Raw genomic sequence first — 23758 nt, 5'->3', positions numbered from 1 at the left:
ACGATCCCACACCGGACGCTAAGAGTTCCGGTATCGGGCCTTTGATCGATGGAAATGAGTTGAGTCCCTGTTCGGGGCTGGGCGCAGTGGCTACTGAGAGCCGTCTTGAGGCACCACATTCAACATGGTGAAGGGTGGAGGATCCAGACGGGTGTAGTTGTAGCCTAGGACCGTGTCGAAACATACGAAACCGCTCATTCCCCTTGATGCCTTAGTCGTCGGCACGAGCACAATAGTCCCGGATGCTACCCGGCCAGTCGCTGCGATAATCGACGACGACTCGACAGTCAGGTGGGCTGTATGGCCCACAGCTCCGCTGCCTGAGCGTGCAATCGGCCATGCGAGCCTTTGGCCGGCGCCGAGGGGGGCTTGGGTCATCTACGAGACCGAAGACTCAGAAGAACCCGACGACGTGGTTCAGCGATCAGCTGTGTTTGTCACACCTCACGGCGTCACCGTGGCCTGCGATCTAAGCGCACGCCGCCCTGTAGGCGCCGATTCTGGCGGCTTGTGGCTTGGTGACCCGCGAGACGCGTCGACCTGGATGGAAGCACCGGATCCTCCTGAGAAATCCACGGAAATCATCGACTTCGAGCATCTGAATCCCGACGATTTGGAGTGGATGACTTCAGAGCCGTTCTGGCCTGGCGACTTTCCTGCCCATAGACGTAGTACTGATGACGATGGCGCGGAAACCGGTGGCGCCGGTGACGATCAGATGGATGAGGTTGAGCCCGCTCTGCCGTTGCCAACCCCTGCAACCGAACTCGTACAAATCCATGCCGACGGCGGACGCTCTGTGATCCTCGTCGATCACCTCGTACACCGAGTGGACCTCGACGGAACGCAGCTCACGCTACACTACTACCCCACTGGACCACGGCAGGTCCTCGATGATCAAAGGCTCGGCTGGATCGTCTTGTACGAAGCTCGCCAAGTCACCATCGATGTTAGCAACGGGCTACCTGACACCGTCGAGACGGAACAGCTCCCATCACAACCCGTGATCCCCGAGGATGAGGACGCGTGCGAGTACGAATATGAGCGGCAGCGGAGCGCGATCGCGGTGTGGCAGGACCGCCTCGACCTAGACGGAGTCAACAGCACCGAGTGGCCTCTGGCGCACTTGACCGATGCGACCCGCACTATAGCTATCGGGAAGCTCCGCACCCAATTCAACGACCTCGAGATCCCAAGCATCGTATGGACGAGAGACCACCCAACACTTCGCCGAAAGAAAAGCGACTATCGGAACGTGAAAATCACAGAAGAGGGGACCTGGCCCGCGACGGTCATCGTCCTGTCGTTCGAACACCGCACTGTACCCAGCCTCCGCCTGCGCCGGAGCTACCGAGTGTTCGATGACGCAGGACATCCACGTGCCTGGGCCCACGTCACCGTTCAGCTAGATGAGGACCTCAACACGGGCAATATCCCGCCCCACTCCACCGCTCTCAACGGCGTTCTCGACATTTAGACACCACAATGAGGTGCACTAACCTCGAACTTTCATGAGGCGGGGTTTCTTCTGGGTCAGGGCTGACCGGCTGCCTGAGTGTTCTGATTGTGGCATGTGGGTGTGACATTGTGTCCGCTAGCTTGGTGGCGGTTCTCGGTGACGGGTTCCACGCCGGTCACGGCGATGCTGTTTTTGCTTTCTGGTTGAGTGCGGTCAGGTGGCCGTTTCGGCTATGGCGGGCTCAGTGCCGCGACACGTTTCATCCCTTTGAGCAGCAGTTGCACCTCCGGTGCTGTAGCGGCTAGGTGCAGGGTTGTCCGGCGGGCATGGATAGCGATTCGGCCGCCGATTTCAAATAGTCTTGCCCGGAGTTTCTTCGGTTCCCAGACCCTGGCCTTCGTGCCTGTGAGGGCAACCATTTGGGTCCAGGCCATGATCTCGGCTGCGAGCATGACCACGTGACACCAGAGCTCATTGCCAGCGAAGACGTGAAAGGGCAGGTTCGCCAAGCCGGTGTCTTTGGCGTTGCGGATCCTGTCCTCACAACGGGCCCGGAGCCGGTGGCGGACCTCGAGCACGGAGAGCTGCCCCTTTTTTTGGTTGGTGGCGATCGCTGTGTATCGGTGCCCGTCGATATCGGTGATGCGCAACTGCGCGCCCACGTGCGGGACTTCTTTGCCGACGATGACCCGCATCCCGGCCGGCCAAGACGAAAGGTTCAGCATGCCGGTGATATCGGCGACCCACGCACCATCGCGTTCGAACCCGTCACTGTCGTAGGCCTTACTCCAGCCTTCCTTGGGAACCAACGGCAGCACATCCGCGACGGCGCCGTGAATCGGGAACCCGACAGAGTAGGAGAAGTTACGGTGCCGGGCGCTCAGCCAGTCCAGGAAGCCGTGCGTGCCACCGGCAGAGTCCGTGCGGATCATGATCTTGCGCCCGGAGCGGTACCCTTTCGGGAGTTGCTTCACGGAGTCCTTCACGACTTGGATGTGCTCGGAAACAGTGTTGGATCCAGAATTGCCGGGCCGCAGCAGGACCGCCAAAGGTTCCCCGGTACCGTCGAGGCCGTGAACAATGAAGGACATCAGTGGGTGAAATCCGAAGCCCTTCTTCCAGGTAGGGCGTGCGTCTTCCTTCTCCGAGTGGGAATTCAACAATGACGCATCAAGGTCAACGACCAGTGGGTTCTCATCACTGACCCCGTGCAGGGGTGAGTCCTTGCCGGCTTGAGTCCAAACATGGGCCCGCGCCGCGGCACGGGCACTGTTGATCGCTGCCAACGCCTTGGCCGACTTCACCTGCGAGAGCGTGGTGAATAGCCGGCTGATCGTAGGATCCGAGGCCACCAAACCGTAAACCTCTGGCTGGTTACGGAGCCGGTCAACATCGGATACGCAGTCCCCGCCCGTCGCCAACGAGAGCGCCAGATCGGTCAAGATCTTGCCCGGCTCATGGGTAGCGAACGGTTTTCGCCACGGCTCCAAAGCCTCCGACAAGCCAGCCGCGAGTCCAGAACCCTTCGCCATCGACGTCAGGATCGCACCGCCGCCCTGCGACACTACGCCATCCCCGGCGGAATCAACTCTGACAGAGGGATAAAAACCGGTAAAGTAGTTCACCTGCAGGGTGCTCCTGATGTCTCTAGAAAATGCTGTGTCGTAACTACATTTTCCCACGTCGGAGCACCCTTCAGGCTTTAAAACGCCGACGCGCACACACCCTCATGAAATTTCGAGGTTAGAGTGGTCAACGCAGTACAGAACTAATTTACTTTGTGCGCTTCCCAGTCATGCCCAAGCGCCAATTCAGGATGGCCACGAGCACGGCTGTCCCGGCGAGGGTCCCGAGCGCCATCAGAATCGCACCCACTGGCCAGAGGCCGGAATCATCCATGCGTGCCGCCGTAATGGCAAAAGCCGTAGTGAATGCCGCCGGCATAATGATGATGACCAACAAGGGTTGCAGCAACTTATTGCCGATCCAACCGAGCACGATCCACGATGCAGCACATCCAATAACCTGCCAAAGCTCGTAGGGCCCCGAGGACGAACCCGTTACCGGATCAACAACATACTGGTTATCCCAAGCGAACCAGCCCCACCACAGCCCTGCGCTGAGGACGATAAAGCCAACGACCGCGAGTGTGAACTGGGTCCTGCTGAGGCGGTACTTGCGGGCGGATCTCATAGATCATCCTTCGAGTTGGAATTGCGTGATGCAAAGGTTATGGCAAGCGACTCACGAGGCGCTTCTAAAAGGATGAGGAGACCGACATCGGTGCGGAAACGGCCCGACATGTCGCCAGGAGCATCATGCCGGGTACCTTTGGTCCCGCCAACACGCTTGCTCGCTCCGGTGTCCTCTCCGTTGAGGACTGGGCGTGGTGGCGAGCGAACAACGATCGGTGCGATGCTGCCGACTTGAACGCGGCGACCATAGATTCCAGCCTTTTCGATAAGTCACAAAATCCACAAGTCCCTTGCTGGCTCAAAGCGACAGCGGGGCACCTAATTACCATCCTGCTACTTCTTCTCGTAGACCATCTTCGCTTCGTAACTGACATTTGCGTCGCTGGTCCTGACCTCGAAGGAATCCTGCCCTGACGACAGCAGAAGTGACCAATAGGCAGTTACACCCTTCCCGTCTTCACATATCATGCGCCCATAGAGCACAGGACTAGAGCGATGCGCTAGAGATGCTTCCCAGAGTCGGGCATATTCATCAAGCGCTTTCCGAGCACGATCGTGGGGCCACCTCCTTGCGCGGTTGCGCTCCGGGTCTAGGTTGGCCTCATTAGCGTCGCTTGAACCGGCTGGGATATCTGCCGCCTGCTGGCTGGTTATCGGCTTGGTCGCTCAGAAAGGATATCTCCAGTAACCAGCGAGCGGTCGTAGGCGACCTTGCCCTCGTTCTCGAGCAGAAGCTCACGGGCTAGAGCGTTTCCGGTGCGTTTATCCCGCTGCGTCCTGTAGATGCAATTGTGGCGATACACGTCGCCGTCGCGCTCGTAGAAATAGGCGTCGTCTTCGCTGATATGGAACTTCGTCGGAAGTTCCGCGTCAACCCGTAATTCGCCACACAGGTGTTCGTGCGTGGTGTGAACCCGGAACTGAAACGTATACGGGGTGGAGTTCTTTACCTGATAATCCAGATAATTGAAGACGATGGACGTCCCGGTGCCCCAAGGGATCTGACGGTTGAAGTCTGGGAAGAGATCCAGACCGTTGTGGTGATGATGCTCGACGACGGTGAGTGGACTGTGCAGCACCATCCAGTGCAGCAGGTTCGTGAACTGGCACATGCCCCCACCCATGCCGCGCGCCGGTGCGCCGGTGCTGATTGTCATGCCCTCGCGGTATCCCTCCTTTTTCGAGCAGCGACCGGCAAGGGCTCAGAACGAGAAGACTTCTCCAGGCCGGATAAGGATGCCGTCGATCTTCGGTGCGGTTAGTCCGAGGCTGATGGCTTTGTTGTCTTGGAGCGCGGGATCCACAGCGCCAAGACGACGTCGAATGAGGCTGTTGTGGCTGGACACCAGAACAGGAAGGGATGACTGCGCCCGCCGTAGAGCCGTCCTCCGTCTGGACGCGAAGTTCTGCACATGCCGCTGCAGGATCATCCGTTCTGACGCGATCCGGTGCGTCATTGGCGATATCTCACCGAACAGCCTCCGTACCATGCGCCCCCCCCTGTTTTGATACTACGCCGGTACAAAGACCATCTACGCAGCTTTAACGAGGGCAGGCGTAGAGCGGTCAGTCGGTAACGAAAAGGGACTCGTCGTGAACGCTGCCTCCGGCGATCGGTTGCTCACTGGAGGGAGCCAAGTCTTCGTAATATCCAAGCTGGTTTCCCCAGGGGTCAGCTAAATCAACGAAAGCAACTACGCCAGGCAGGGACGTCACGGAAGTAACCTCGACGTCGTTCTCGACGAGACTAGCGTGCGCTGCCCGGACATCGCGGACGCTGAAACGGATCCGGTTCAAAAGCGGCCGGACTTCGCCTGTCACGCGAACGGCTTGGATCCAGACCTCCGAGCCCGCGACCACCGGCCATTCCAGAAAGTCATCGTGCGGCTCAAACAGAGGCTCTCTCCCAAGAAGAGAACTGTAGTACCGGCGCGCCTGCTCAACATTCCCTACTTGGAGTTAAAGGGTCATGCCATAGGGAGATTCGAAAGAAGCCATGCATTCACGCTTCGGCTGAGCTTGCAACCCTGTCAACCATTGCTGACCGTGCACGCACCAGGTCTGGGAACGCCTTCGGCGGCTACCAGAAACTCACCTGCGGCAACCATGTTCCTTCCGCACATTCGACGTGCGGCGAGCAGTCAGGCGTCTTGCGCCAGCCATGTTGCCTCTGGAAAGCTGTCCAACATGATCGACTCCAATCCGAAGGCAGACCTTCATCGATACCTACAGAGTGGCCGGGAGGATGCATTGTGGAAGCTCGAAGGGCTTTCGGAGTATGACCTCCGGCGTCCCCTAGTTCAAACTGGCACCAATTTGCTCGGTTTGATTAAGCACTTGGCTGGCGTCGAAGCTGGATATTTCGGCGAGACTTTCGGACGACCGTTCGATGAGCTGCTGCCTTGGACAGATGACGATGCCGACACGAACTCTGACATGTGGGCAACTCGTGATCAATCCCGTGACTGGGTCGTGGACCTATATCGCCGCATCTGGGCGCATTCCGACGCCACCATCAAGGCGCTGTCATTGGACTCCGCTGGTCACGTGCCGTGGTGGAGCGATGCCCGTAAAGAGGTCACACTGCACCAGATCCTGATACACGTGATCGCTGAAACTCATAGGCATACCGGACATGCCGATATAGTCCGCGAGCTCATCGATGGGACCGCTGGACTGCGAAATGGCAACGACAACATGGCACCAGGAGACTCGACTTGGTGGAAGTCGTACAGTGAACAGGTCGAGGATATAGCGCAGGGGTTTAGGGAGTCGTGAGAGCGCCTACCGAGACTAACCCGCGCACCGCATTCGACGGGCTAGGTCGTTGCCCGGAAAAGAGCGGCGCCGGCGCGTGAGAGCATGCCTTCGATCACTTCGGTCTTGGCCGCAGCGTAGGCATTCATATCAGTCCAGTCATGGGTTAGGAGTTCACGTTTGGTCCGAGCATAGAGCTCTCTGTCCGCGGGTTCGTCTCGTAGCTCATATCCAGCTTTCAGAAGGGGATTGAGATAATCTTCCTCTGCGGTGATGTCTGCGACCGTCGCGAGAATGTCAATAATGGGTTTTGCCGCCAGCCCTGGGACCGACGTCGATCCGGCATGTTCAATTGATAAAGCTTCGTTGCCCAATGCTCGTTCAATGCGAACCAGCTGTAGGTCAAAAATGGATGGCAATTTGAGTCATACTCCACGACGTTGGGCCTGCGTTTTTCGATGCCGCCTACAAGTTCGGTTTCGGTCACATCGGGACGACGGGGCTTGGATTCTGGCCGGGTAGGCATCGGCTTAGCCTATCGCTTGATGTCGAGTCGTGAGTCGCTCTTCCTGCGGGACGGCATCCGCGGGCGCCATGCCCTCGTGCCGCAAGGGGACCGTTGTGATAAAGCTATGCGAGCTCGATCCAGTACCTTCTGACCTTCGGATTCGGTGTGCCAGACTCGTTCTCTAGTACTCCACCTCGGCTTTCTATCATCCCGGCGGAAGCTCGATTATCGACTTCGCATACGAGGAGAACTCGCTTCATGCCAAGATTATTCGCGGCAGTCAACATTTTTTCGAGTGCCCACGACGCAAAGCCTCGCCTTCGCGCGGAAGGTTTGATGCCATACCCGATATGACCGGCGACCTTGATGAAGTCGGTATAACCATGTCGTAGCGCAATCCCTCCATGTACTTCGCCGTTCTCCACAATCCAGCGATAAGTGCACTGGGCCGATTCATTCATTAACCGTCTGATCCAGGCGTCGAACCCGGCCGACGTGTTGACGTCGTCGGCTGACGACAGCCCGAAACCATCTTCGTGATTGCCGACTCCCCATTCTTCGTGTGCCTGGAGCCAAGCTTCCTGAAGCGTGGGCGTCGGGGCAATCAGTTCAGGCATGAGACAACACTAGCGATTCGGGATACCTCAGGAGCCGGGAGGAGACCTGCTCAACGGACTCTCCGAGCGAACTCCTCCGGGGTACGGATACCCTCATCGAGAACGGCTTTATACACGTCATAGCTCGGGAGCCGCGATCCATCGTCCCGGATTCCGAGAGTCGCCCTCTTGATGGCCAAAATATGGGCTTGCGTTACGGGAGTGATCCACGCTCCGATGCTCTCAAGATGTTGAATATCCGGCTGCCGCGCGGGTTCATCGACGAACCATAGATCCATTGTCCAGAGCTCGCCCCGCTCATCGGTGCACTCAAGGCGCAGATACAGGCCGTCGGGATATGTCGGCTCGGTGTTCCATTTCCCTGTGTCGTTGCGGAAGATGACTTCGCGTACATCAGGGCGTACGGAGAGCCTTGCCCCGATGGCTACGACGGCGCCCCGCGTTTCCGCGTCGAGCCGAGGTACCGCAATTATCACGTCTATGTCGCGCGCCACCATTACATGCAACGCGGCGCTGCCGGTCAACATTGGCTCGCCCAGGCGACGAAGCTCCTCGTCGATTCCAAGCTGGTCGCGTAGGTGCATCGCTCGCCCTTGGAGGATTGCCTGTTCCATATCCCAACGTTCGTTCATTTCGACAACGCTAGTGGCACTCGCCGCTGTCCGAATTCACCGCAACTGATAGAACCACATCACAACCAGTTACGTAGTTATCGCTGAATGTTCCTGTAGCCAGAGCTGTCGTACCGCGTAGCGGACGCATCCTGCATGAGGGCGCCGAACATCTCGGTTATATAGACAGCGACATTCGCATGTTGAGCAATCAGGTCAGCACCCCGGCCAAGTACCACACGAACTGGATCCAGCGCTGGTGTAACAGGGTCAGCGGCGGCAGCACGCAACAGTGCCAGGCGCTGCGGACCGGAGGTATAGCCGAGTTCGAACAGCGTCCAGTGGAACAGATGCATCAGGGCAGTATCACGGTCGAAGCCATCATGGGTGAGCATGGATACTTCTTCCTCCGGAGTGAGGTCGAACTCGCGATGAAGCGCCAGGCCAAAGTCCGTGAAGAGCAGTCTGCCCTCTCGTAGGAGGATGTTCCCCGGATGTACATCGAAGTGCTGAAACCCTTGGCTGTTCATCCATGCTGTGGCTTCAAGGAGCTGATCGACCACATCAGGGAAGACGATTGCCCCAGTGCCACCAGCTACACTCCTGCGCACCCATGCGCCCAGCGTTTCGGGCACGTACTCAAGGAAAAACACCATGCTTTTCGACGCGTCCCTCATCGCCGCGAGTTTGCTCTGAACCTGAGGCCAATATGCACCCCACTGGAGTGGAGAAGCATCGCCGTCGAACTCGCTAAGGTCTGCCTCACACTTCAGATCGACGACTCGCCACCCGAGCAGAAGCGGGAAGAAATCCACCGCTCCCATCTGAACCCACTCGGAGGTCACCTGATGTGCCGCCAATTCTCGCCCGACTGCGTGGGTAGGGCTTCCGATCCCATAGTGGGAGGTAAAGGGAAGCTGGACTCGACTAGCAGTGGCGGTTAGATTCGCCTCTTCGATGCTTGTCAGTGGAAGCAGTTTCACAAAGACAGTCGTTTCATCGATGCGGGCTGTCTTGGTCGTTCCCCCAATGCCTACGCCCATCGGCTCAGCAGCATCGATGAGCCTCCGCACGCCGGCATCATCGAGCCCAGCGAGCACGTCGGAGAGACGTCGGGCCTTATCTATACGTGCCGTCATCACTACACCCTACGGGCTTGCTCTTGCTGCGCTCGACGCATCAGTGCGCTTCTCATCCCCCGTTGTGGTGTGTGGCGACGTAGTGGTCAATACTGATTTAGCTGAGTTCGACGATCACATTTCCGCGGTACTTACTCTGCATGAGTGAGATGAGGGCTTCCCGAGCAGCGGACAACCCACCCTCAATGGTTGTGTGGGGAAAATGAAAATCGCCCTCGGCTAACCACTGTGCGTAATGCAGGGACCACGCGTGTATCTGTTCTGGCGTGTGGTACGTGCTGAACGGAAGAATCTGCAGTTGCTTGCGAATCCCCGTCATGATGTCGAATCGGGGCCGTTGATCCGCCCCATTTTTGGCGAATTGCTCGGAGAGCGTGCCGCAAAGGGCGAATCGCGCATTCTGGCCGGCATGACGGACCGCCATCTCAAACTGCGCACCACCTACGGTGTCGAAGAAGACGCTGAACCCCGTAGGGAACTGGTCCGTGAGCCACTCCTCGATGCCGGGGGTTTTGTAGTTGAAGGCTGCATCGAAACCCAGCTCATCAACGAGCCATGCGACTTTCTCATCGGAGCCCGCCGTCCCCACAACCCGATGGGCTCCACGCTTGCGCGCAATCTGGCCGGCAAGTGAACCAACACCGCCAGCAGCCCCGGTAACGAACACCGTATCCCCCGGTCCGACCCCTGCGATATCGACCATCCCGTGATAGGCAGTCGGGCCCTGACAGAGCAACACCTCCGGGCCCGGGAAGTGACTGGTCGAGACGGGAAACAGCTCGTCGGCCTGAGCCACGAAGCGAGTCCTCCATCCATTCATGCTTTGAACCGCGTCACCTGGGGCGAACCGAGGACTTTTGCTTTGCTCAACGACGCCGACTGCCGCGCCCCACAGCGGCTGCCCAACGGAGTAAGGGGGCATGGGGAGCTCCTCGCCGCGTATCAGATCGGCCATGACCGATGTCAGCTGCATGGCCGTGTTCTTGACCAGCACCGTCCCATCGGTGAGCGCAGGCAGCTCAACATCATCTACTTGAAAATGATCAAGCCTGACCTGCTCGGTCGGGCGGCTGGCAAGGCATATTTGTGTTGCTTTCATGTGTTCCTCATTACGAGATCGGGGTGGCAGTATCGCCACGTTAACAACAGATGCGGCGGCGGATCGTCCGGGTCTATTACTAGAGTGAGGTCGTGACTGAATACTTGGCGCGAAGTTTTGAGCTGCTCGAGGTACTCCAACGCACCACTGTTCCGGTTGGCTCACGCGAACTCGCGGATCGCCTAGGGGTCAATGACCGCAGCATTCGAAGGCTCATTTCCGCGTTGAGAGAGAGAGCGGCTTCGGAATCGAATCCGTCCCCGGCCCACACGGCGGATACCAGCTTGGTCCCGGCAGAAGGGTAGCGCCGCTGCTGCCAACCGAGGCCGAAGTTGTGGCACTTTTGGCAGGATTGTCGTCGTCGGCGGCTATGTCGATGCAACCATCGTCAGTTGACCGTGAGTTGCTCGCCCAAAAACTCTCCCGGCTGCTCCCCGCTAGGCACAAGGCTGCGGTGGACGACATCAACAACTACGTCGCCTCGTACCAGTCCGCCATTCCGACGACGTCGGCCCGGACCATACGAGACCTCGCGAAGTACTGTCGCCTGCGACTTCAAGTCAAAATCACTGAGTCGGCACATGGCCACACGCAACCTGCTCAGATATTGGAGCCTCACCAGGTCATTCAGAATGACTACCTCTGGTACCTCGTGGCCTGGAATCAAGACGCCGGTGAATGGCAGACTCTACGCATTGACCGTATCGGCACCTACTCACCGACGACGAGGCACTTTGTGCCTCGTCAGCCTCCCGGAATCGACATGGCCCAATACACAGCCAACAGCATTGCCACCGCACCATACGCATACCGCGTTGAAGCGGTCTTCAAGGCGCCGGCTTCCGACGTGGCGCAACGGTTTCCGATCGACGCAGTCTACGTTGAGCCTCTGGATGAGCACTCTTGCGTCGTTCACACAGGAGCGGATACCTACGAAACGGTGGCTGTGTATTTACTGGCTGCGGATATTCCATTCTTCATTCGCTCGCCGGAAGCAATGCGCCTCAAGATGAAGGAATCAGGTCACAGACTTCTCGAGGCAGCAATCATCAACCCGGCCGATGCGATTGACGCCCCGTGACCGAAGCTTCACGCTCGTCCGGCGGCACCCTTATCGCACGGCTGCAACGCCAGGCTGTTCGTTCGACGACGGTCAGGCCTAGTTGTGCCAGGTTCCGAATGCTCGGCGTTCCGGGAGCTGCGGTTGCCGTGGACAACGGCATGCCCATATCTTCCGCTAATCGGAGCCGATGCGTAAGGAGTGCAGTCTGTGCTCCCGCGCCTCGCGCTTCCGGGAGCGTGGCAGCGCCGCCAAGTACGGCTCCCACGGCGTGCAGGGACATGGCAGCCGCAGCCAGGGGTTGCCCATTGCGCGAGGCGATAAAACCACGAATGGCCGGAAGGGCGTGCTCCGTCCGGATCAATGCACCCACTTCCCTTGACGCTCCGTAACCGGCGTCGATTAGATCCCTAAAGACTGCAGCGTCCGTTTCGGTTGAGACTTCACGTATCTGCCACTGCTCAGCGCTTAATTCCACAGCGTTGAAGTCAGCACCCGAGCATAGGTAGGCAATAGGCCGAACGGGGGCCTGTTCGTAACCCTCGTCAAGCAGCCACTCAACGAGGTTCCGAGATGGAAACGTTGCGATGATGACTGGCTCGTGCGAGTCCGGAAACCTTCTGAGCACATCCGGCAGAGCTTCGGCTGATTGATCGGTGACGCCTTCAATGGTGTTGAGGAAACCATAGTGATCGGCGGTTGCGATGCTTGCCCGCAACCCTCCCGTGCGGATTGATTCGAATCTGCCCGTCAAACCCGCCTCTGCCGCCGCACCCAAAGAAAGCTCCTTGCGCGCGAATACCGCCAACTCCGCAGCTTCGACATTCTCTTTGACGGTTCGCGGCATATTTGAAGCTTATCTCGCGATGGATGTTGCGAATCTACTCCATTAGAATGCGACAGCGACGATGACTGCGGCGGTGGCCATCCCTGCGCGAACGGTGTTCCAAACTGTCCACCGGCGTCGGTAAGTGGGCCAAGAGCTCTGGCCCACGCGGTCGAGCTGGCGGTTCAGGGGCACATTCACCAGGACGGTCACTGCTGTACTTGCAAGAGATGCTCCAGCCGCGATGAGTTCGCGAGCATCTCCTCGTGGAGCAGCCTCGATGACGAGTCCTACCGCCGCGAGTGCAGTCAACGTAAACAGCGCTAGGAAGGGTCCTCGTTCTGCTGCTCGATTTATCCCCGCCATTGCGGTTGTCGCTTCTCGGTCGCTAAGACGACTGAGTGCTGGCATCACCATTACTGAAAAAGATGCGTAGACACCGGCGAGCAGTCCAGCGCCTACGATCGCGATGGTGAAAATCACGACCAGGCCCCTGCTGCGGCGGCTCGTCGTGCATATGAGCTCAAGGATGAAGCTGGCCGTGCTAATAACTGCTCAACCCCATGCACTAGATGTGCATTACGGCCGTCCAAGATGTCGGTAAAAAGGTGTGCAAGGGGTTCGGCTTCCTCCGCCGGTATTCCGTCAGTGGCCAGATCTTCCACGAAAGTGGAGACATCGACGGCTTCGAATCTCGCGGGGACTCCGCGGGCTTCGCTCAAAATCGCTGCAGCGTCGGCAAAAGAAAGAAGCTCAGGCCCAGAAAGCTCGTAGGTTGCGTTGCCAGGCCCACCTCGTGTCAAGGCAACGAAGGCCGCGTCCGCGACGTCGTCGAGGTCGACGAAAGCTTCGGGGACGTCGGGGGCAGGTAGGCGTAGGCACCCGCGCTGAACCGGACCTGCGAGAAAGTGTTCGGAGAAGTTCTGCTGGAACCACGAGCATCTCAGCACGTTAGTTGGCACCCCACCTTCGCGAAGCGCTGCTTCACTGGCGCGCGCACCTTCCTCGCCTCGCCCCGAAAGTAGAACAAGTCGCTCCACACCGCTGGCGGCAGCCAACCGTCCGAGTGCTGCCAACTTCTCTGGCACCCCTGGGAACGCCAGGTCTGGGGTGAAGCAAACATACGCGGCGGTGACATCACGAAAAGTGCCACCCCACGTCTCGTCGTCGTCCCAGTCGAAACCCGTGCGGCGTGACGCCGAACGGACAGGCAAGGTAGCAGTTGTCAGGCGATCAAGGACACGGGAGCCTGTGCGGCCGGCGCCTCCAATAATGAGGTAAGTCATGAGTCAAGTACACCCGAGCGGCATGAGACGGAGAATAGGTAGAACGCCACATTGCCTTTGTGAAGCTCTAAGCTGTTGAGGGTGGATCCGATAACGCACTTTCTGGATGGGCCTCGCGCGACGCGAGCATTTGCGGTGGCGCTCGAAATGGCGTCGCCCTGGGGCCTGGACGTGGCCGACGGCGCAGCCCTGACGGTACTCGCCGTCACCCACGGGCAAGCCCGAGTGGACGGCCACCTGCTGGAAGCGGGTGACTTGACTGTGGTGCGTGGGCCAGAGCCGTACCTGGTTTCGGACGCAGCGGGTAGTGCTCCATCGATCCGGATCGATGCCGGGCAGTGCTGTACGAGCCTGGATGGACGCGATCTCCGGGACGAATTTCGTCGCGGAATTCGTCGATGGGGCAACGCCTCCAAAGGAGACACATCACTCCTCGTCGCTATCTACGAACGACCTGACGAAATAGGCGGCCTGGTCTCCCGCGCGCTGCCACGCACCATAAACGTACCGAGCCAGCACACCGACATCGGCTTGGTGGATCTGCTCACGCGCGAAGTATCAAAAGGCGACCCCGCAGCCCAAGTCATGATCGATCGTCTACTCGACATGCTCGTCATCAGTAGCGTCCGACACTGGCTGAACGACTCTCAGAGCACACACGAAGCCACCTGGCTCACCTGCTCCGACCCATTGATCGTGCAGGCACTCGAGCACCTGCACGCGGAACCAGCTGCGTCATGGACAGTGAAAGCGCTGGCCGAGCGCCTTCACATTTCACGGGCATCACTAGCCGCGCGATTCCGCGAAGGTGTAGGCGAGCCTCCAATGGCCTACCTCACCCGATGGCGAATGACGCTCGCTGGTGATCTCCTCTTGACGCCAGGTTCCACGGTGACGACAACCGCTCGCCGCGTGGGCTACCACGATGCTTTCGCTTTCAGCAACGCCTTCAAACGAAACGTGGGGATGACGCCAACCGAATGGCGCCAACGGCAGCCGCAGAGAAAAAATTGACTACCGGATGTGGGTGCGGATCCGGAGCATTCCCAAGGCAGCGAAGACGATGAGAACCACTACCATCGCAGCTATTGCCATCGGCACAGTTATAGCGAAATCAGCCACGGAGATATCCACTCCGTAGAACTTATCCATGGCCGAAACCGCCTGACTTTCTCCGTCGGCTAAAGTGCTGATGCTCTGCTCGGTTAGCGGACCCCTGACAAGCATGGCTGCCTGCGAAAACGGCAGCACATTGATGGCATTCGTCACCGTGATCGGGAGGGTCCCCAGAGGGATGTAGGCCCCTGCCAAGAAACCAATAATCGTTCCGACGATCGTTCCAAGAGAGGAGAAAGCCCCTGAACTTTTGATGAAGGTCACGGTGAACGAACTAATCGCTGAAAAGGACGCGGAGAGCAGACAGATATAGCCAAAACTCTTGAACAGGTCAGCCCATGCAGCGGGAAGGTGGCCCGCAACGATCAAGTAAACCTGTCCGACGATGAGAATGACTGTGCTCACGAGCACTGCTATGACAAAGCTCGACAGAAGATATCCGCCAACAAGATGCCCTCGCCGCACCGGAGAGACCAAAAAGTCCTTGAAGCGGCCGGACGTTCGGTCCTCCACGAACACGTTTAGCGCGGACAGGCCGGTTGTGAGGGTCGTGATCATGATGATCCCAGCCAACACCCACGAGTCGACGAATCCTTGAATATCGTCTGAGCTTGCCGCGGGAAAATTATCCTGAAGATTCTCGATCTGCAGATTGCCCAGGAAGAGGGCATACAGGGCGAAAAGAATGATCGGAGAGAGTAGGGACAGAAAAAATCCCATTCTGTCCCGAAAGAACAGAGTAAGATTTCTTGCCACTAAAAGCCTAATTATCCTCATGTCGACTTTCCATCTGAAGTCAGCGCCAAGAAAACATCATCCATGGTCCCGTGTCGTAATTCGAAGTCGCACATGTACTCGCGGTGGGCATCGATGACGTTGAGTGCGTCGGCGGTACTGGCGACGCCGATTTCGAAGACATCAGTTTTCGCTGCGAAACTAAGTCCTAGGTTGGTTAGGGTTCGTGCAAGGCGTTCGTGCGCTTCGGTCTTGATGGTCAGAACACTCCTGCTGTAACGTGCCCGAAGCTCGGAAGGAGTCCCGGTCGCTACCTGCCGACCCTTGTCGATAATGACGACTTCATCCGCGTTTTCCGTTTCCTGCATGTAGTGCGTGGTGAGGAAGACGGTGAGGCCCTGCTCCTCCCTCAGAGTATCGATGGCGGCCCACACCTGCTCACGGCTCTGCGGGTCAAGTCCTGCAGTGGGTTCGTCCAGAAACAGGACGGAGGGGCTGTGAAGGAGTGCTCGGGCAATGTCGACCCGGCGTTTTTGTCCCCCGGAGAGCAAACCGTAACGACGACCGGAGAAGTCCCCCAGATCCACTAGGTCGGTGAGCACCCGAATTCGCGACTCGGTGCTGTTCCCCAGGCCATAAAGGCCAGCCCGCATTCGAAGATTTTCGATGGGCGTGGCCAACGGATCCAGAACGGACTGCTGAAAGACGACGCCGATGTCTCGACGAATCCTCTCATCGTCTGTTCTGACGGTGTTCCCGTTGATGACTATAGATCCCTCGTCAAAGGGAAGATTTGTAGTCATGCAGGAAATCGTGGTGCTTTTTCCTGCGCCATTGGTGCCAAGAAAGGCGAAGACACTACCTGTAGGGATCTCCATGGAGAGACTGTCAACCGCCGTGATGTTTTGATAAGTCTTTTTCAAGCCCGCAACGCGAATCAAGAAGGTATCCCCCGAACACGCCTAATGGCTCCAAAAAGCTCTGCATCTACTGCAGGATGGCAAGCCCATTTTCAAACTTCATCGATTGGAAGTTCCGAGTCAGAGCATACAGGGCAGCAAACGACCGAACGCGAGCCTGCACTGTGCCAGGACACGTTGTCGTGCCTGCCCAGGGAAGGGCACGATGGCAGAATGGTCGGGTGGCCCTCTTCGACCTTCAACCCCTTCCCGCTGGCTGTGTCGAGATGCATGACGCTCGTCGTCGTCGCCGGTGGACAGTGGAGCTCAATCCATTCGAGCTATGTGTCATCCCTGTCACTGAGGCGCACTATGCAAGCGTTGTTGACCGTGAGGGGTGTGATTCACGACGCCCAGCAGGGGACATTAGCTGGTTAGAAGCGATCCAGTTCTGCAATGCGGCGTCGCAGAACGATGGGCTGTCGCCCGCCTACACTCTCGAGGAGAGTCAGGTGACGTGGCGCACTCTTCATCCGGTTATCGACTGCCCACAGAGGCCGAGTGGGAATATGCGTGTCGTGCTGGGGTCTCTGGCCCGCATTACGGCCCGCTCAACCAGGTGGCGTGGACGGCACTGGATGAGGTGGACCGTGCACAGGAGGTGGGCTCGAAGGTGGCGAATCCATTTGGCCTCTACGACACTCTCGGAAATGTGTGGGAATGGTGCTGGGATTTCTTGGACCCCGCCCGATATGGCGATTATCGAGTATTCCGTGGTGGAGGATACGCGGACCCTGTATGGAGCGTCCGAGCGTCCACCCGACGCGGCGGCGCCCCCGGCATGAGCCATCCCGATGTTGGTTTTCGCATCGCCCGCGGTGGCTTCACTCACACCGGCGTCGTCCAGGGCTGGTCTGCTGAGGCCGACACCGCGCGTAGTGACATGGGAACAGCGCTGCCGTCGGGATGGACGCCACTGAAAGAATCTGGGCGTGGAGGAAACCCCGATAGTGAGCGGTAAACGATGTGAACCGCGGTGGCTGTCGGTGCTGCCAGCTACGATTTGCACATGACTGATTTTATGGCGCCCGAGGGCTCGTGACGAACCTGCTGAATACGAAGGCAGCCATTATGTACCTGGCGCTGATTCCTCAATTTGTCGATCGAGAGGCAGGCAACGGCACGCACTGTGACATCCAACTCTGTGCGCCCATCAGCCTGCCTAGCGAACCACAGATCCGCGGGGTGGCGCGAACACGACGTTGTGACGGCTACTTCTTCTTGTAGTGTCGAAATGTGAGAACTCTGGACCTCCCCGAAATAGATGCCGGATCCTATCGGCTGCGATCGTTTACTTCATTCGATATCCCGCTTATTCAGGAAGTATCCAGCGACCCGCTGATTCCATTGATCACCTCAGTCCCCACCAACGGCTCTGAAGCGGAAGCACTGGCTTTCATCAAGCGGCAGCACCAGCGGCTCACTGACGGGTCAGGTTATTCATTCGCCATAGCCGAAGCAGTTTCCGACAAGGCCATCGGACAGATTGGCCTGTGGCTGAAGGACCTTGATCAAGGGCGGGCAAACATTGGCTACTGGGTTGCGCCCAGCCAACGTCGCAAGGGCGCTGTCACGCATGCCCTGAGCGGACTGACCAATTGGGCACTGGACCAGGCAGGTGTGCATCGGTTGGAGCTGTACGTCGAGCCATGGAATGAAGGGTCGTGGCGGGCAGCCGAGACTTGCGGCTTTCTCCGGGAAGGGCTGTTGCACAGTTGGCAAGACGTCGGTGGGAAGCGGCAGGACATGTATATGTACTCGCAGCTACGTCCTTAAAAGTAGAAAGGGCCCGCAGCCATGCTGCGAGCCCTTTCTCCGGTAAAACCCGAGACTAGGCGCCGGAAGTCTGTTCCTGCTGCTGCTTGTTCTTCATGACGATCTTGGAAACTTCACTGAGTTTGTTGGCGATCTGCGTCAACGAGCTGCGGTGACCTTCCCAGTCGCTACGGAAGTTCTTGGCGTCAGGGCCTTCCCAAGCGGTCTGGTTCAGCTGGCTCGTGAGGGTCTTGACCAGGGAGTTGATGTCCTGCTCGCCCTTGTTGAGCTGCTGGCTCAGCTGAGCCATCTGTTCCGGGTTATTACCGTGAGTGATGTTAGCCATATCTATCGCCGCCTTTCGGACTGCCGGTTAGCATTTCCAACCGCGCTTCTAATAAAAATCTATCCCTGCTGGGCCGTTCCGTCGATGGGCAGCCCTACCCATGCAGGGCCACCCATGCAGAACTGGCCATGGTGCGACGCCTCAAACAGACGTGGTTGCGACCTGCAGTTTGACGGCCTTTCCCCGGCCAATGAGGTAACCGCGGCCCGGGACAAAGAGTGGGTTGACCCTGCCCACGGACGTGTTGAGCAGCGTGTCCGAGTCCAGCTCCCCCGGGTTGAGCATGAGCCCACGCCTACCTGATTTGAAGGCACCCGCAAGAGTCCAAGCGCTCGACCACGTGGAGGTCTCGGCCTCGCCAACAATCCACTGGTTCGCTTTGACCGCCTGACTCACCAGAGAGTTGAGGTCCATTTCTGCGCCGGTGTCAGTGAATTCGGTGAGGCCCTCAATGAAGTAGGCGGCGCCGTCGGGCGCTAATTCCGTGTACTTCTTGATTCGCTCCAATGCTTCCTCCACCGCGTCTGTGCCCGCATAGGCCTCATCCCAGACCGGCAGTGACGCAATACCCGATTTACGCGAACCCAGATAGATTCGCTTAGTTCCAGGCGAACAGGCCTTGAGCGCGGCGGCCATGGTGACGAGGGCAACGGTTCGTCCCGAGCCGGGAGGCCCTGTGAGCATAAACGCACCAGTAGCGGCAACGGAAGCCGGTTCAAGGTTGTAATCGTCCACACCAATGACTGGGTGGCCTGGCTTCCCCACGGGCAGTACGTCCACGTTCACCGACTCTGGGAGACTGAGAACGCCAGCTGCTTCCGGAACGCCTCGACGGATCATCGCATCCCGTAATTTGTGCACTTCCCGGGCCTGGACCGCGAGGTTGGCGTTACCGCCGAGGATGGCCATCTGCATTTCCTGCTTGCCCAACAACGCTCGTCCGGGCGGTGATGAACTGTTTAGGACGTCGTCGGGCTGATCCATCATCATGTAGTCATCCGGCTTGGCCATGCGCAGCACCACACGACACTGAATGGTGGCGGACAACGACGCCGGGATGGCGTTGGGCCTGTCACCGGCAGCAACAATATGGACGCCCATAGGCCGGCCATCGGTGGCGATCTGCTGCAGCACGTCCATGTGGTTCATACCACTGCGGAACTCGTACTTTTCCCGGAACGCCCCGAGCCCGTCCACGAGAATCAGGATGCGCGGCTCGTCCGGTCTGCCAGCGGCCTGGCGATACTCGCCGATCGTGGATGCCTTGACCTGGGCAAAGGTATCGGCACGCTCGTCGATAATGCCCTTGATGTGCCGCAGCAGCCTTCCGATCCGCTCGTCGTCGTCCCCATTCAGGATCGCACCAACGTGTGGAAGTTCCTCGAGCATTTGCAGGCCGTTGGAGGCGCAGTCGATGCCGTAGATCTCGATTGGCCCACCCCGTACGGTAGCCGCGGCGGCAACCGCGACGGTGCGCAGGACAGCGGATTTACCCGAACCCGAAGCGCCGACGACGGCCATGTTTCCCTGCGCGTCCGGCTCGTAGTAGACCGTTGGCTGGTCCTGATGCGCCGGGTCGTCGACAACACCGAGCAAGAGTTTTTCGTCAGTCCGTGGATTAGGCAGTTTCGCGAGATCGTAGGTGTCCGCCAGCTCTTCCAACCACGGTTTCCTTGGCTTCCTAATCCCGAGTTCGACGGCGGCCATGGACACGTTGTCCACGATCCGGGCAATGTCGTTGGGGCCTCCCGGCTCATCGTCAGAAGCTGCCATCACCTGCGGTTCCCACTGTTGACCGGATCCGAAGTTCATTTCGACCACGTCAATTCGCGGCCGCGGTGGCGTCTTGGTGGTCCAACCACCGGCGTAGCCGGTCTGAAACCCCTGGATGCGACCCGGTCCCGTCTTTGCCGCGCCGCGGCCGGGTATCCCCGGGCTGAAGTAGGCAGCCATCTTGTCCCCGAGGATGTCCTCGGAATCATCGGCGTCGGCCATACGTAGGGCAATGCGCATGTTGGTGTTGGCCCGCAGGTTGTCCTTGATAACTCCGGAGGGGCGCTGAGTGGCGAGGATCAGATGCAGTCCCAGAGAACGTCCACGGGCAGCAACGTCAACCACGCCGTCCACAAATTCGGGGACTTCATTGGCCAGAGCGGCGAACTCATCGACCACGATGACCAGCGAGGGCGGGGTCTCAGGATCCGCTTCACGTTCCATGGCGAGCAGGTCTTTGGCTTTTTTACGGTTGAGCAGATGTTCCCGGTAGTGAAGTTCCGCGCGCAGGGACGTCAGAGCGCGACGAACCAGGTGCGGGGACAGGTCCGTCACGAGTCCTACGGTATGCGGGAGCTGTACGCAGTCGGCAAACGCGGCACCGCCCTTGTAATCCACAAAGAGAAAGGTCAGACGGTCCGGGCTGTAGGCGGCGGCCATCCCCAGCACCCACGATTGCAGAAACTCGGATTTACCGGCGCCCGTGGTCCCGCCGACCAACGCGTGTGGGCCTTCCAATTTGAGGTCCAGATACATCGGTTCCACACCGCGCGAGCCCACCAGTGCCCTGAGGGAACCCTGATGTTTCCGGTTGGCAACCGCTGTTGCCGCCACCGAGTTGTTCTCGTGCCAGCGATCCGCCACATGGGAGGTTGTTTCGATGATGTCGTGCCCGGCAAGGGTCACGTAGGACACCGCCCGGGGAAGGTCCGAATCGTCCGCAACAGGATGTCCGATGTCTGTAACCGGCGCCAGCATGCGTGCCAGCTGCGCGGCCACGTCCGCGTCTACGCTTTCGCAGCTGACCGGATAGGTCAGTTCACCGATGCGAACCTGTCCGGTGGTTGTTCCGTTCTCGCCGTCTACACTCATGAAATCGCGGCAGCAGGCCGGCAACGACGCAACACTCGTTGCGACCCACACCACGTGGATTCCGACGTCGGCCCCAACCTCTGTCATGCGAGTTAGACGCGGCCGGTCCACGCTGACGTCGTCCTCGACGATCACCAGCACTGAGGGCAACACCGGCGCAGGGATCTTGAGCGGGGATTCAGGGCCAGCCTTGCCACGGAGCACGCCCCGAGATTCAATACTGCGGCCCCGCGATTCGATGAGGTCTTCCAGCCGCGACAGTAGTGCGGCGGATGCTGCTGGACCAGCAGCGAGGTGGTCGCCGTCGATCGGGCTGTGCACGGAACCAGCGTGCGGGAGCCACTGTAGCCAGTCCCACCGTTTGCGCGATTCCACGCTTGTCATCGAGGTGACGACAAGTTCGGCCGGCGAGTGCAAACCCACGAGTTGGACCACGAGACCGCGAGCGACATCGTCGACGGCTCCTCGGGGACCGGCAATACCGAGGGCCCCGGAGCTGCGCAGCTGCGAAACAATCGGCACGTCGTGGATGATTCGGAACCTCTCGGCTGCTGCCTGTAGCCGCTCCATGTACTCGGGAACGGTGTCGTTGCTCGCGGCAGCCTCTATGGGGGTTCGTGACAGTGCAGTGCCCAGACCAAATCGGACGCCGAGGAACCCCTCGTGCTCGGGCCGGTGCGTCCACAACAGAGGTCCCAGTTTATAGATCGCGTCGACAGTTTCAGACACAGACGGTGCCTCAGTCAGCCGGACCGCGCGTTCAACTTTCTGCAACCGCTCCATGTCATGAGTGAAGAACTCCATGGCGCCCTCAAACTGCTCAATGGCCTCGCGCAGCGCGATCTTTGCCTGCCGCTTCTGGTCCATATACATGCCGATGTACATCAGGGGCATCATGAGCATGAAAATCATGGCGAACAGACTCCCCGTCACCGCGAACATCACACCGCCCATGAGGAGCGGCACAAACATCATGATCAGCGGGAAGTTCTGCTTCTGCGGTCGTTTAGGACCCTCGGGCAGCTGGCGGGCCCGAAGTGGGAAGTTGCGGATCACACGGGGTGAACGGTTGAATTCCACCAGTGGGTTGGTACTCGCGGAGGCGCCGGACCGGCTCAGGGCGACCACGCTGATCACGGTGTCGCCCAGGGTGATTTCATCTGATGAGGTCAGGGCAACCCGGCTGATCCGCGTGCCTCCCATGAGCAGACCGTTAGCAGAGCCGGTGTCGATGATCTCGATGGATTCGCCAATGTTGATGCGGGCATGGCGCTTGGACATCATGGGGTCATGGAAGCGGATATCGGCGCTGCGGTCCCGCCCGAGGTAGCTCGAACCAGCTGGCAAGGAAAACTCCTTGCCAGCGTCCGGGCCGGAGACTACGCGCAGCGTGGCAACCACCGGGCCACGGTCCTGACCGGGGACGTTGAACTGGTCGCTGACCTGACTGATAGTTACCGTTGACCCGGGGCGCAGGCCCGAATCAAACAGACTCATATCCGCGTCGAGCGTGCGGCCCTTCATGCCGCCTGCCACGTACGCCTCCTCGACGCTCAGTGACAGCCTTCCCGGAACCGATGTTGAGCTTCGCCCCGGATCCGCGGTGTACAGCTCGTGCGCAACGTCTCCCACAGTCGCCATTCCGTCAACGGTGACGGCGAGATCTTTGGGTTCCTGCGGCTCACGGCGGAGCGTGAGGCGAATTTTCATCCTTCGTCGACGCCCTTCATGGTGTCCAGCAGGTGGAGGTCTTCAGATGTAATCAGCTGGGATGTGACCGCATGCTCCACCAGACGCGCTCGCCTGTTGGTGGCGAGCTTGCCCCCGCCGCCACGCAGTCCGGCGACGCCGACGCGGTCCAGTTTGTCGCACACATTGTCTAACTTGCGGTTGAACCGGGTCAGGGCCCATCCCAGCCGTTTCGCCGCCGCAGCGGAGGACGGAATGGAGGTGAAGCCGGTGCCGTCGCGTTGCAACATGGGTTCAGCCAAGGCCACAATCAGCGCCTTCTGAGAATCGGTGAACTGGACCGGCCCAATGGTGGTCTCGCCGCCGCCATCCTTGTTCGGGCTGTCCTGCCTGAAAGCCGGCGTCTTCAAGTGGACGTCAAACTCATACGTCGTGGGACCGGCCGTGAAAACCACACGTGTCTGGCCGAAGACCAGCGGAATCCGAGAACCGGGGGCAACCCAGGCCTGCATGCCGCCCGAGACGTCGGCAACAGTTGCGGAGAGCATCGACCCGACATTACTCAGCCACCAAATGCCGTTCTGACGTTCAATCTGGAGGAACTTGCGGTGTAAATATGGGTTGTCATCGACCTCGAGCTCCCCCTCGCGCCCGATGTCAAAGACTGACTCTTCCTGTGGCTCGTACCATTCCCCACAGTAGTCAATGGCTAGTTCCCCCATGCCTTACCCCTTCT

The 23758-nt window shown here is 59.1% G+C and carries 24 protein-coding genes and 1 pseudogene; 7 read left to right on the top strand and 18 right to left on the bottom strand.

Annotated elements, in window-relative coordinates:
• Positions 1–172: 172 nt before the first annotated feature.
• The gene (locus tag JOE65_RS06595) at positions 173–1477 is read left to right on the top strand and encodes a hypothetical protein (RefSeq protein ID WP_205162469.1); all 1305 of its coding nucleotides are present in this window, start codon (positions 173–175) and stop codon (positions 1475–1477) included.
• Positions 1478–1689: 212 nt separating this feature from the next.
• Here JOE65_RS06595 and JOE65_RS06590 read toward each other — a convergent pair whose 3' ends face one another.
• The 5 genes and pseudogenes from JOE65_RS06590 to JOE65_RS06575 all read right to left on the bottom strand — a co-directional run bounded on the left by JOE65_RS06590 (position 1690) and on the right by JOE65_RS06575 (position 5475).
• Entirely contained in the window at positions 1690–3084 is a 1395-nt protein-coding gene (locus JOE65_RS06590; protein WP_205162468.1) for an IS1380 family transposase, read from the bottom strand.
• Between the two features lie 148 nt (positions 3085–3232).
• Positions 3233–3652 carry a hypothetical protein gene (locus tag JOE65_RS06585; RefSeq protein WP_205162467.1) on the bottom strand — a complete coding sequence of 140 codons (420 nt, stop codon included), beginning with the start codon at positions 3650–3652 and terminating at the stop codon, positions 3233–3235.
• Between the two features lie 652 nt (positions 3653–4304).
• Positions 4305–4838 (bottom strand): annotated as a pseudogene (locus JOE65_RS15110) (VanW family protein); the annotation flags it as partial.
• 18 nt (positions 4839–4856) lie between these two features.
• Positions 4857–5111: a VanW family protein gene (locus tag JOE65_RS15105; RefSeq protein ID WP_239536641.1), complete on the bottom strand. Its 255-nt coding sequence runs from the start codon at positions 5109–5111 to the stop codon at positions 4857–4859.
• Between the two features lie 109 nt (positions 5112–5220).
• Positions 5221–5475: a VOC family protein gene (locus JOE65_RS06575; protein WP_205162466.1), complete on the bottom strand. Its 255-nt coding sequence runs from the start codon at positions 5473–5475 to the stop codon at positions 5221–5223.
• A 366-nt stretch (positions 5476–5841) separates the two neighbouring features.
• Here JOE65_RS06575 and JOE65_RS06570 point away from each other — a divergent pair, with 366 nt between their 5' ends.
• Complete coding sequence (locus tag JOE65_RS06570; protein WP_205162465.1) at positions 5842–6432, top strand: DinB family protein; 591 nt, start codon at positions 5842–5844, stop codon at positions 6430–6432.
• A gap of 41 nt (positions 6433–6473) precedes the next feature.
• Here the strand turns inward: JOE65_RS06570 and JOE65_RS06565 are convergent, their stop codons facing one another.
• The 5 genes from JOE65_RS06565 to JOE65_RS06545 all read right to left on the bottom strand — a co-directional run bounded on the left by JOE65_RS06565 (position 6474) and on the right by JOE65_RS06545 (position 10385).
• A complete protein-coding gene (locus tag JOE65_RS06565; RefSeq protein ID WP_205162464.1) occupies positions 6474–6830 on the bottom strand; it encodes a GrpB family protein in 357 nt (118 codons plus the stop codon).
• Positions 6831–7041: 211 nt separating this feature from the next.
• Positions 7042–7536: a GNAT family N-acetyltransferase gene (locus JOE65_RS06560; RefSeq protein ID WP_205162463.1), complete on the bottom strand. Its 495-nt coding sequence runs from the start codon at positions 7534–7536 to the stop codon at positions 7042–7044.
• A gap of 50 nt (positions 7537–7586) precedes the next feature.
• Positions 7587–8168, bottom strand: coding sequence for a hypothetical protein (locus tag JOE65_RS06555; protein WP_205162462.1), 582 nt, complete (start codon positions 8166–8168; stop codon positions 7587–7589).
• Between the two features lie 77 nt (positions 8169–8245).
• Positions 8246–9286: a hypothetical protein gene (locus JOE65_RS06550; RefSeq protein WP_205162461.1), complete on the bottom strand. Its 1041-nt coding sequence runs from the start codon at positions 9284–9286 to the stop codon at positions 8246–8248.
• 97 nt (positions 9287–9383) lie between these two features.
• Positions 9384–10385 (bottom strand): MDR family NADP-dependent oxidoreductase, encoded by a 1002-nt coding sequence (locus JOE65_RS06545; RefSeq protein WP_205162460.1) that lies wholly within the window; start codon positions 10383–10385, stop codon positions 9384–9386.
• Between the two features lie 92 nt (positions 10386–10477).
• Here JOE65_RS06545 and JOE65_RS06540 point away from each other — a divergent pair, with 92 nt between their 5' ends.
• A complete protein-coding gene (locus JOE65_RS06540) occupies positions 10478–10690 on the top strand; it encodes an HTH domain-containing protein (RefSeq protein WP_205162459.1) in 213 nt (70 codons plus the stop codon).
• Positions 10691–10719: 29 nt separating this feature from the next.
• Positions 10720–11466 (top strand): WYL domain-containing protein, encoded by a 747-nt coding sequence (locus JOE65_RS06535; RefSeq protein ID WP_205162458.1) that lies wholly within the window; start codon positions 10720–10722, stop codon positions 11464–11466.
• Here the strand turns inward: JOE65_RS06535 and JOE65_RS06530 are convergent.
• From JOE65_RS06530 to JOE65_RS06520, 3 genes are read right to left on the bottom strand one after another with little or no spacing between them, the layout of a single operon-like run.
• On the bottom strand, positions 11435–12292 hold the full coding sequence (locus JOE65_RS06530; RefSeq protein ID WP_205162457.1) for a GNAT family protein: 858 nt from the start codon (positions 12290–12292) through the stop codon (positions 11435–11437). The two genes, JOE65_RS06535 and JOE65_RS06530, sit on opposite strands and share 32 nt — an antisense overlap.
• Positions 12293–12334: 42 nt before the next feature.
• Positions 12335–12754, bottom strand: coding sequence for an anthrone oxygenase family protein (locus JOE65_RS06525; RefSeq protein ID WP_205162456.1), 420 nt, complete (start codon positions 12752–12754; stop codon positions 12335–12337).
• The gene (locus tag JOE65_RS06520; RefSeq protein ID WP_205162455.1) at positions 12751–13557 is read right to left on the bottom strand and encodes a Rossmann-fold NAD(P)-binding domain-containing protein; all 807 of its coding nucleotides are present in this window, start codon (positions 13555–13557) and stop codon (positions 12751–12753) included. The genes JOE65_RS06525 and JOE65_RS06520 overlap by 4 nt, the downstream gene beginning before the upstream one ends.
• Positions 13558–13638: 81 nt before the next feature.
• Here JOE65_RS06520 and JOE65_RS06515 point away from each other — a divergent pair, with 81 nt between their 5' ends.
• Entirely contained in the window at positions 13639–14571 is a 933-nt protein-coding gene (locus JOE65_RS06515) for a cupin domain-containing protein (protein WP_205162454.1), read from the top strand.
• Here JOE65_RS06515 and JOE65_RS06510 read toward each other — a convergent pair whose 3' ends face one another.
• A complete protein-coding gene (locus JOE65_RS06510; RefSeq protein WP_205162453.1) occupies positions 14572–15450 on the bottom strand; it encodes an ABC transporter permease in 879 nt (292 codons plus the stop codon).
• Entirely contained in the window at positions 15447–16331 is an 885-nt protein-coding gene (locus tag JOE65_RS06505; protein ID WP_239536638.1) for an ABC transporter ATP-binding protein, read from the bottom strand. The genes JOE65_RS06510 and JOE65_RS06505 overlap by 4 nt, the downstream gene beginning before the upstream one ends.
• Before the next feature lie 493 nt (positions 16332–16824).
• On the opposite strand from JOE65_RS06505, the gene JOE65_RS06500 reads away from it, so the two are divergent.
• Together JOE65_RS06500 and JOE65_RS06495 are read left to right on the top strand one after the other, a co-directional pair.
• Positions 16825–17328, top strand: a complete 504-nt coding sequence (locus JOE65_RS06500; protein ID WP_338021564.1) for a formylglycine-generating enzyme family protein — start codon at positions 16825–16827, stop codon at positions 17326–17328.
• A 275-nt stretch (positions 17329–17603) separates the two neighbouring features.
• Positions 17604–18143, top strand: a complete 540-nt coding sequence (locus tag JOE65_RS06495; protein ID WP_205162451.1) for a GNAT family N-acetyltransferase — start codon at positions 17604–17606, stop codon at positions 18141–18143.
• Between the two features lie 55 nt (positions 18144–18198).
• Here the strand turns inward: JOE65_RS06495 and JOE65_RS06490 are convergent, their stop codons facing one another.
• From JOE65_RS06490 to JOE65_RS06480, 3 genes are all read right to left on the bottom strand, one after another.
• On the bottom strand, positions 18199–18468 hold the full coding sequence (locus JOE65_RS06490) for a WXG100 family type VII secretion target (protein WP_205162450.1): 270 nt from the start codon (positions 18466–18468) through the stop codon (positions 18199–18201).
• A gap of 141 nt (positions 18469–18609) precedes the next feature.
• On the bottom strand, positions 18610–23043 hold the full coding sequence (locus tag JOE65_RS06485) for an FtsK/SpoIIIE domain-containing protein (protein ID WP_205162449.1): 4434 nt from the start codon (positions 23041–23043) through the stop codon (positions 18610–18612).
• On the bottom strand, positions 23040–23744 hold the full coding sequence (locus JOE65_RS06480; protein ID WP_205162448.1) for a hypothetical protein: 705 nt from the start codon (positions 23742–23744) through the stop codon (positions 23040–23042). The genes JOE65_RS06485 and JOE65_RS06480 overlap by 4 nt, the downstream gene beginning before the upstream one ends.
• Positions 23745–23758: the final 14 nt, after the last annotated feature.

Source organism: Arthrobacter roseus, from assembly GCF_016907875.1.
Classification (GTDB): Bacteria; Actinomycetota; Actinomycetes; order Actinomycetales; family Micrococcaceae; genus Arthrobacter_J; species Arthrobacter_J roseus.
The sequence above is the reverse complement of the archived record's forward strand: the minus strand, read 5'-3'. Positions and strand labels throughout refer to the sequence as shown.

Coding starts and splice junctions, on each gene's coding strand:
- JOE65_RS06585 (WP_205162467.1), bottom strand. CDS start 3,652: ATGAGATCCGCCCGCAAGTACCGCCTCAGCAGGACCCAGTTCACACTC.
- JOE65_RS15105 (WP_239536641.1), bottom strand. CDS start 5,111: ATGACGCACCGGATCGCGTCAGAACGGATGATCCTGCAGCGGCATGTG.
- JOE65_RS06570 (WP_205162465.1), top strand. CDS start 5,842: ATGATCGACTCCAATCCGAAGGCAGACCTTCATCGATACCTACAGAGT.
- JOE65_RS06560 (WP_205162463.1), bottom strand. CDS start 7,536: ATGCCTGAACTGATTGCCCCGACGCCCACGCTTCAGGAAGCTTGGCTC.
- JOE65_RS06555 (WP_205162462.1), bottom strand. CDS start 8,168: ATGAACGAACGTTGGGATATGGAACAGGCAATCCTCCAAGGGCGAGCG.
- JOE65_RS06550 (WP_205162461.1), bottom strand. CDS start 9,286: ATGACGGCACGTATAGATAAGGCCCGACGTCTCTCCGACGTGCTCGCT.
- JOE65_RS06545 (WP_205162460.1), bottom strand. CDS start 10,385: ATGAAAGCAACACAAATATGCCTTGCCAGCCGCCCGACCGAGCAGGTC.
- JOE65_RS06530 (WP_205162457.1), bottom strand. CDS start 12,292: ATGCCGCGAACCGTCAAAGAGAATGTCGAAGCTGCGGAGTTGGCGGTA.
- JOE65_RS06520 (WP_205162455.1), bottom strand. CDS start 13,557: ATGACTTACCTCATTATTGGAGGCGCCGGCCGCACAGGCTCCCGTGTC.
- JOE65_RS06510 (WP_205162453.1), bottom strand. CDS start 15,450: ATGAGGATAATTAGGCTTTTAGTGGCAAGAAATCTTACTCTGTTCTTT.
- JOE65_RS06490 (WP_205162450.1), bottom strand. CDS start 18,468: ATGGCTAACATCACTCACGGTAATAACCCGGAACAGATGGCTCAGCTG.
- JOE65_RS06485 (WP_205162449.1), bottom strand. CDS start 23,043: ATGAAAATTCGCCTCACGCTCCGCCGTGAGCCGCAGGAACCCAAAGAT.
- JOE65_RS06480 (WP_205162448.1), bottom strand. CDS start 23,744: ATGGGGGAACTAGCCATTGACTACTGTGGGGAATGGTACGAGCCACAG.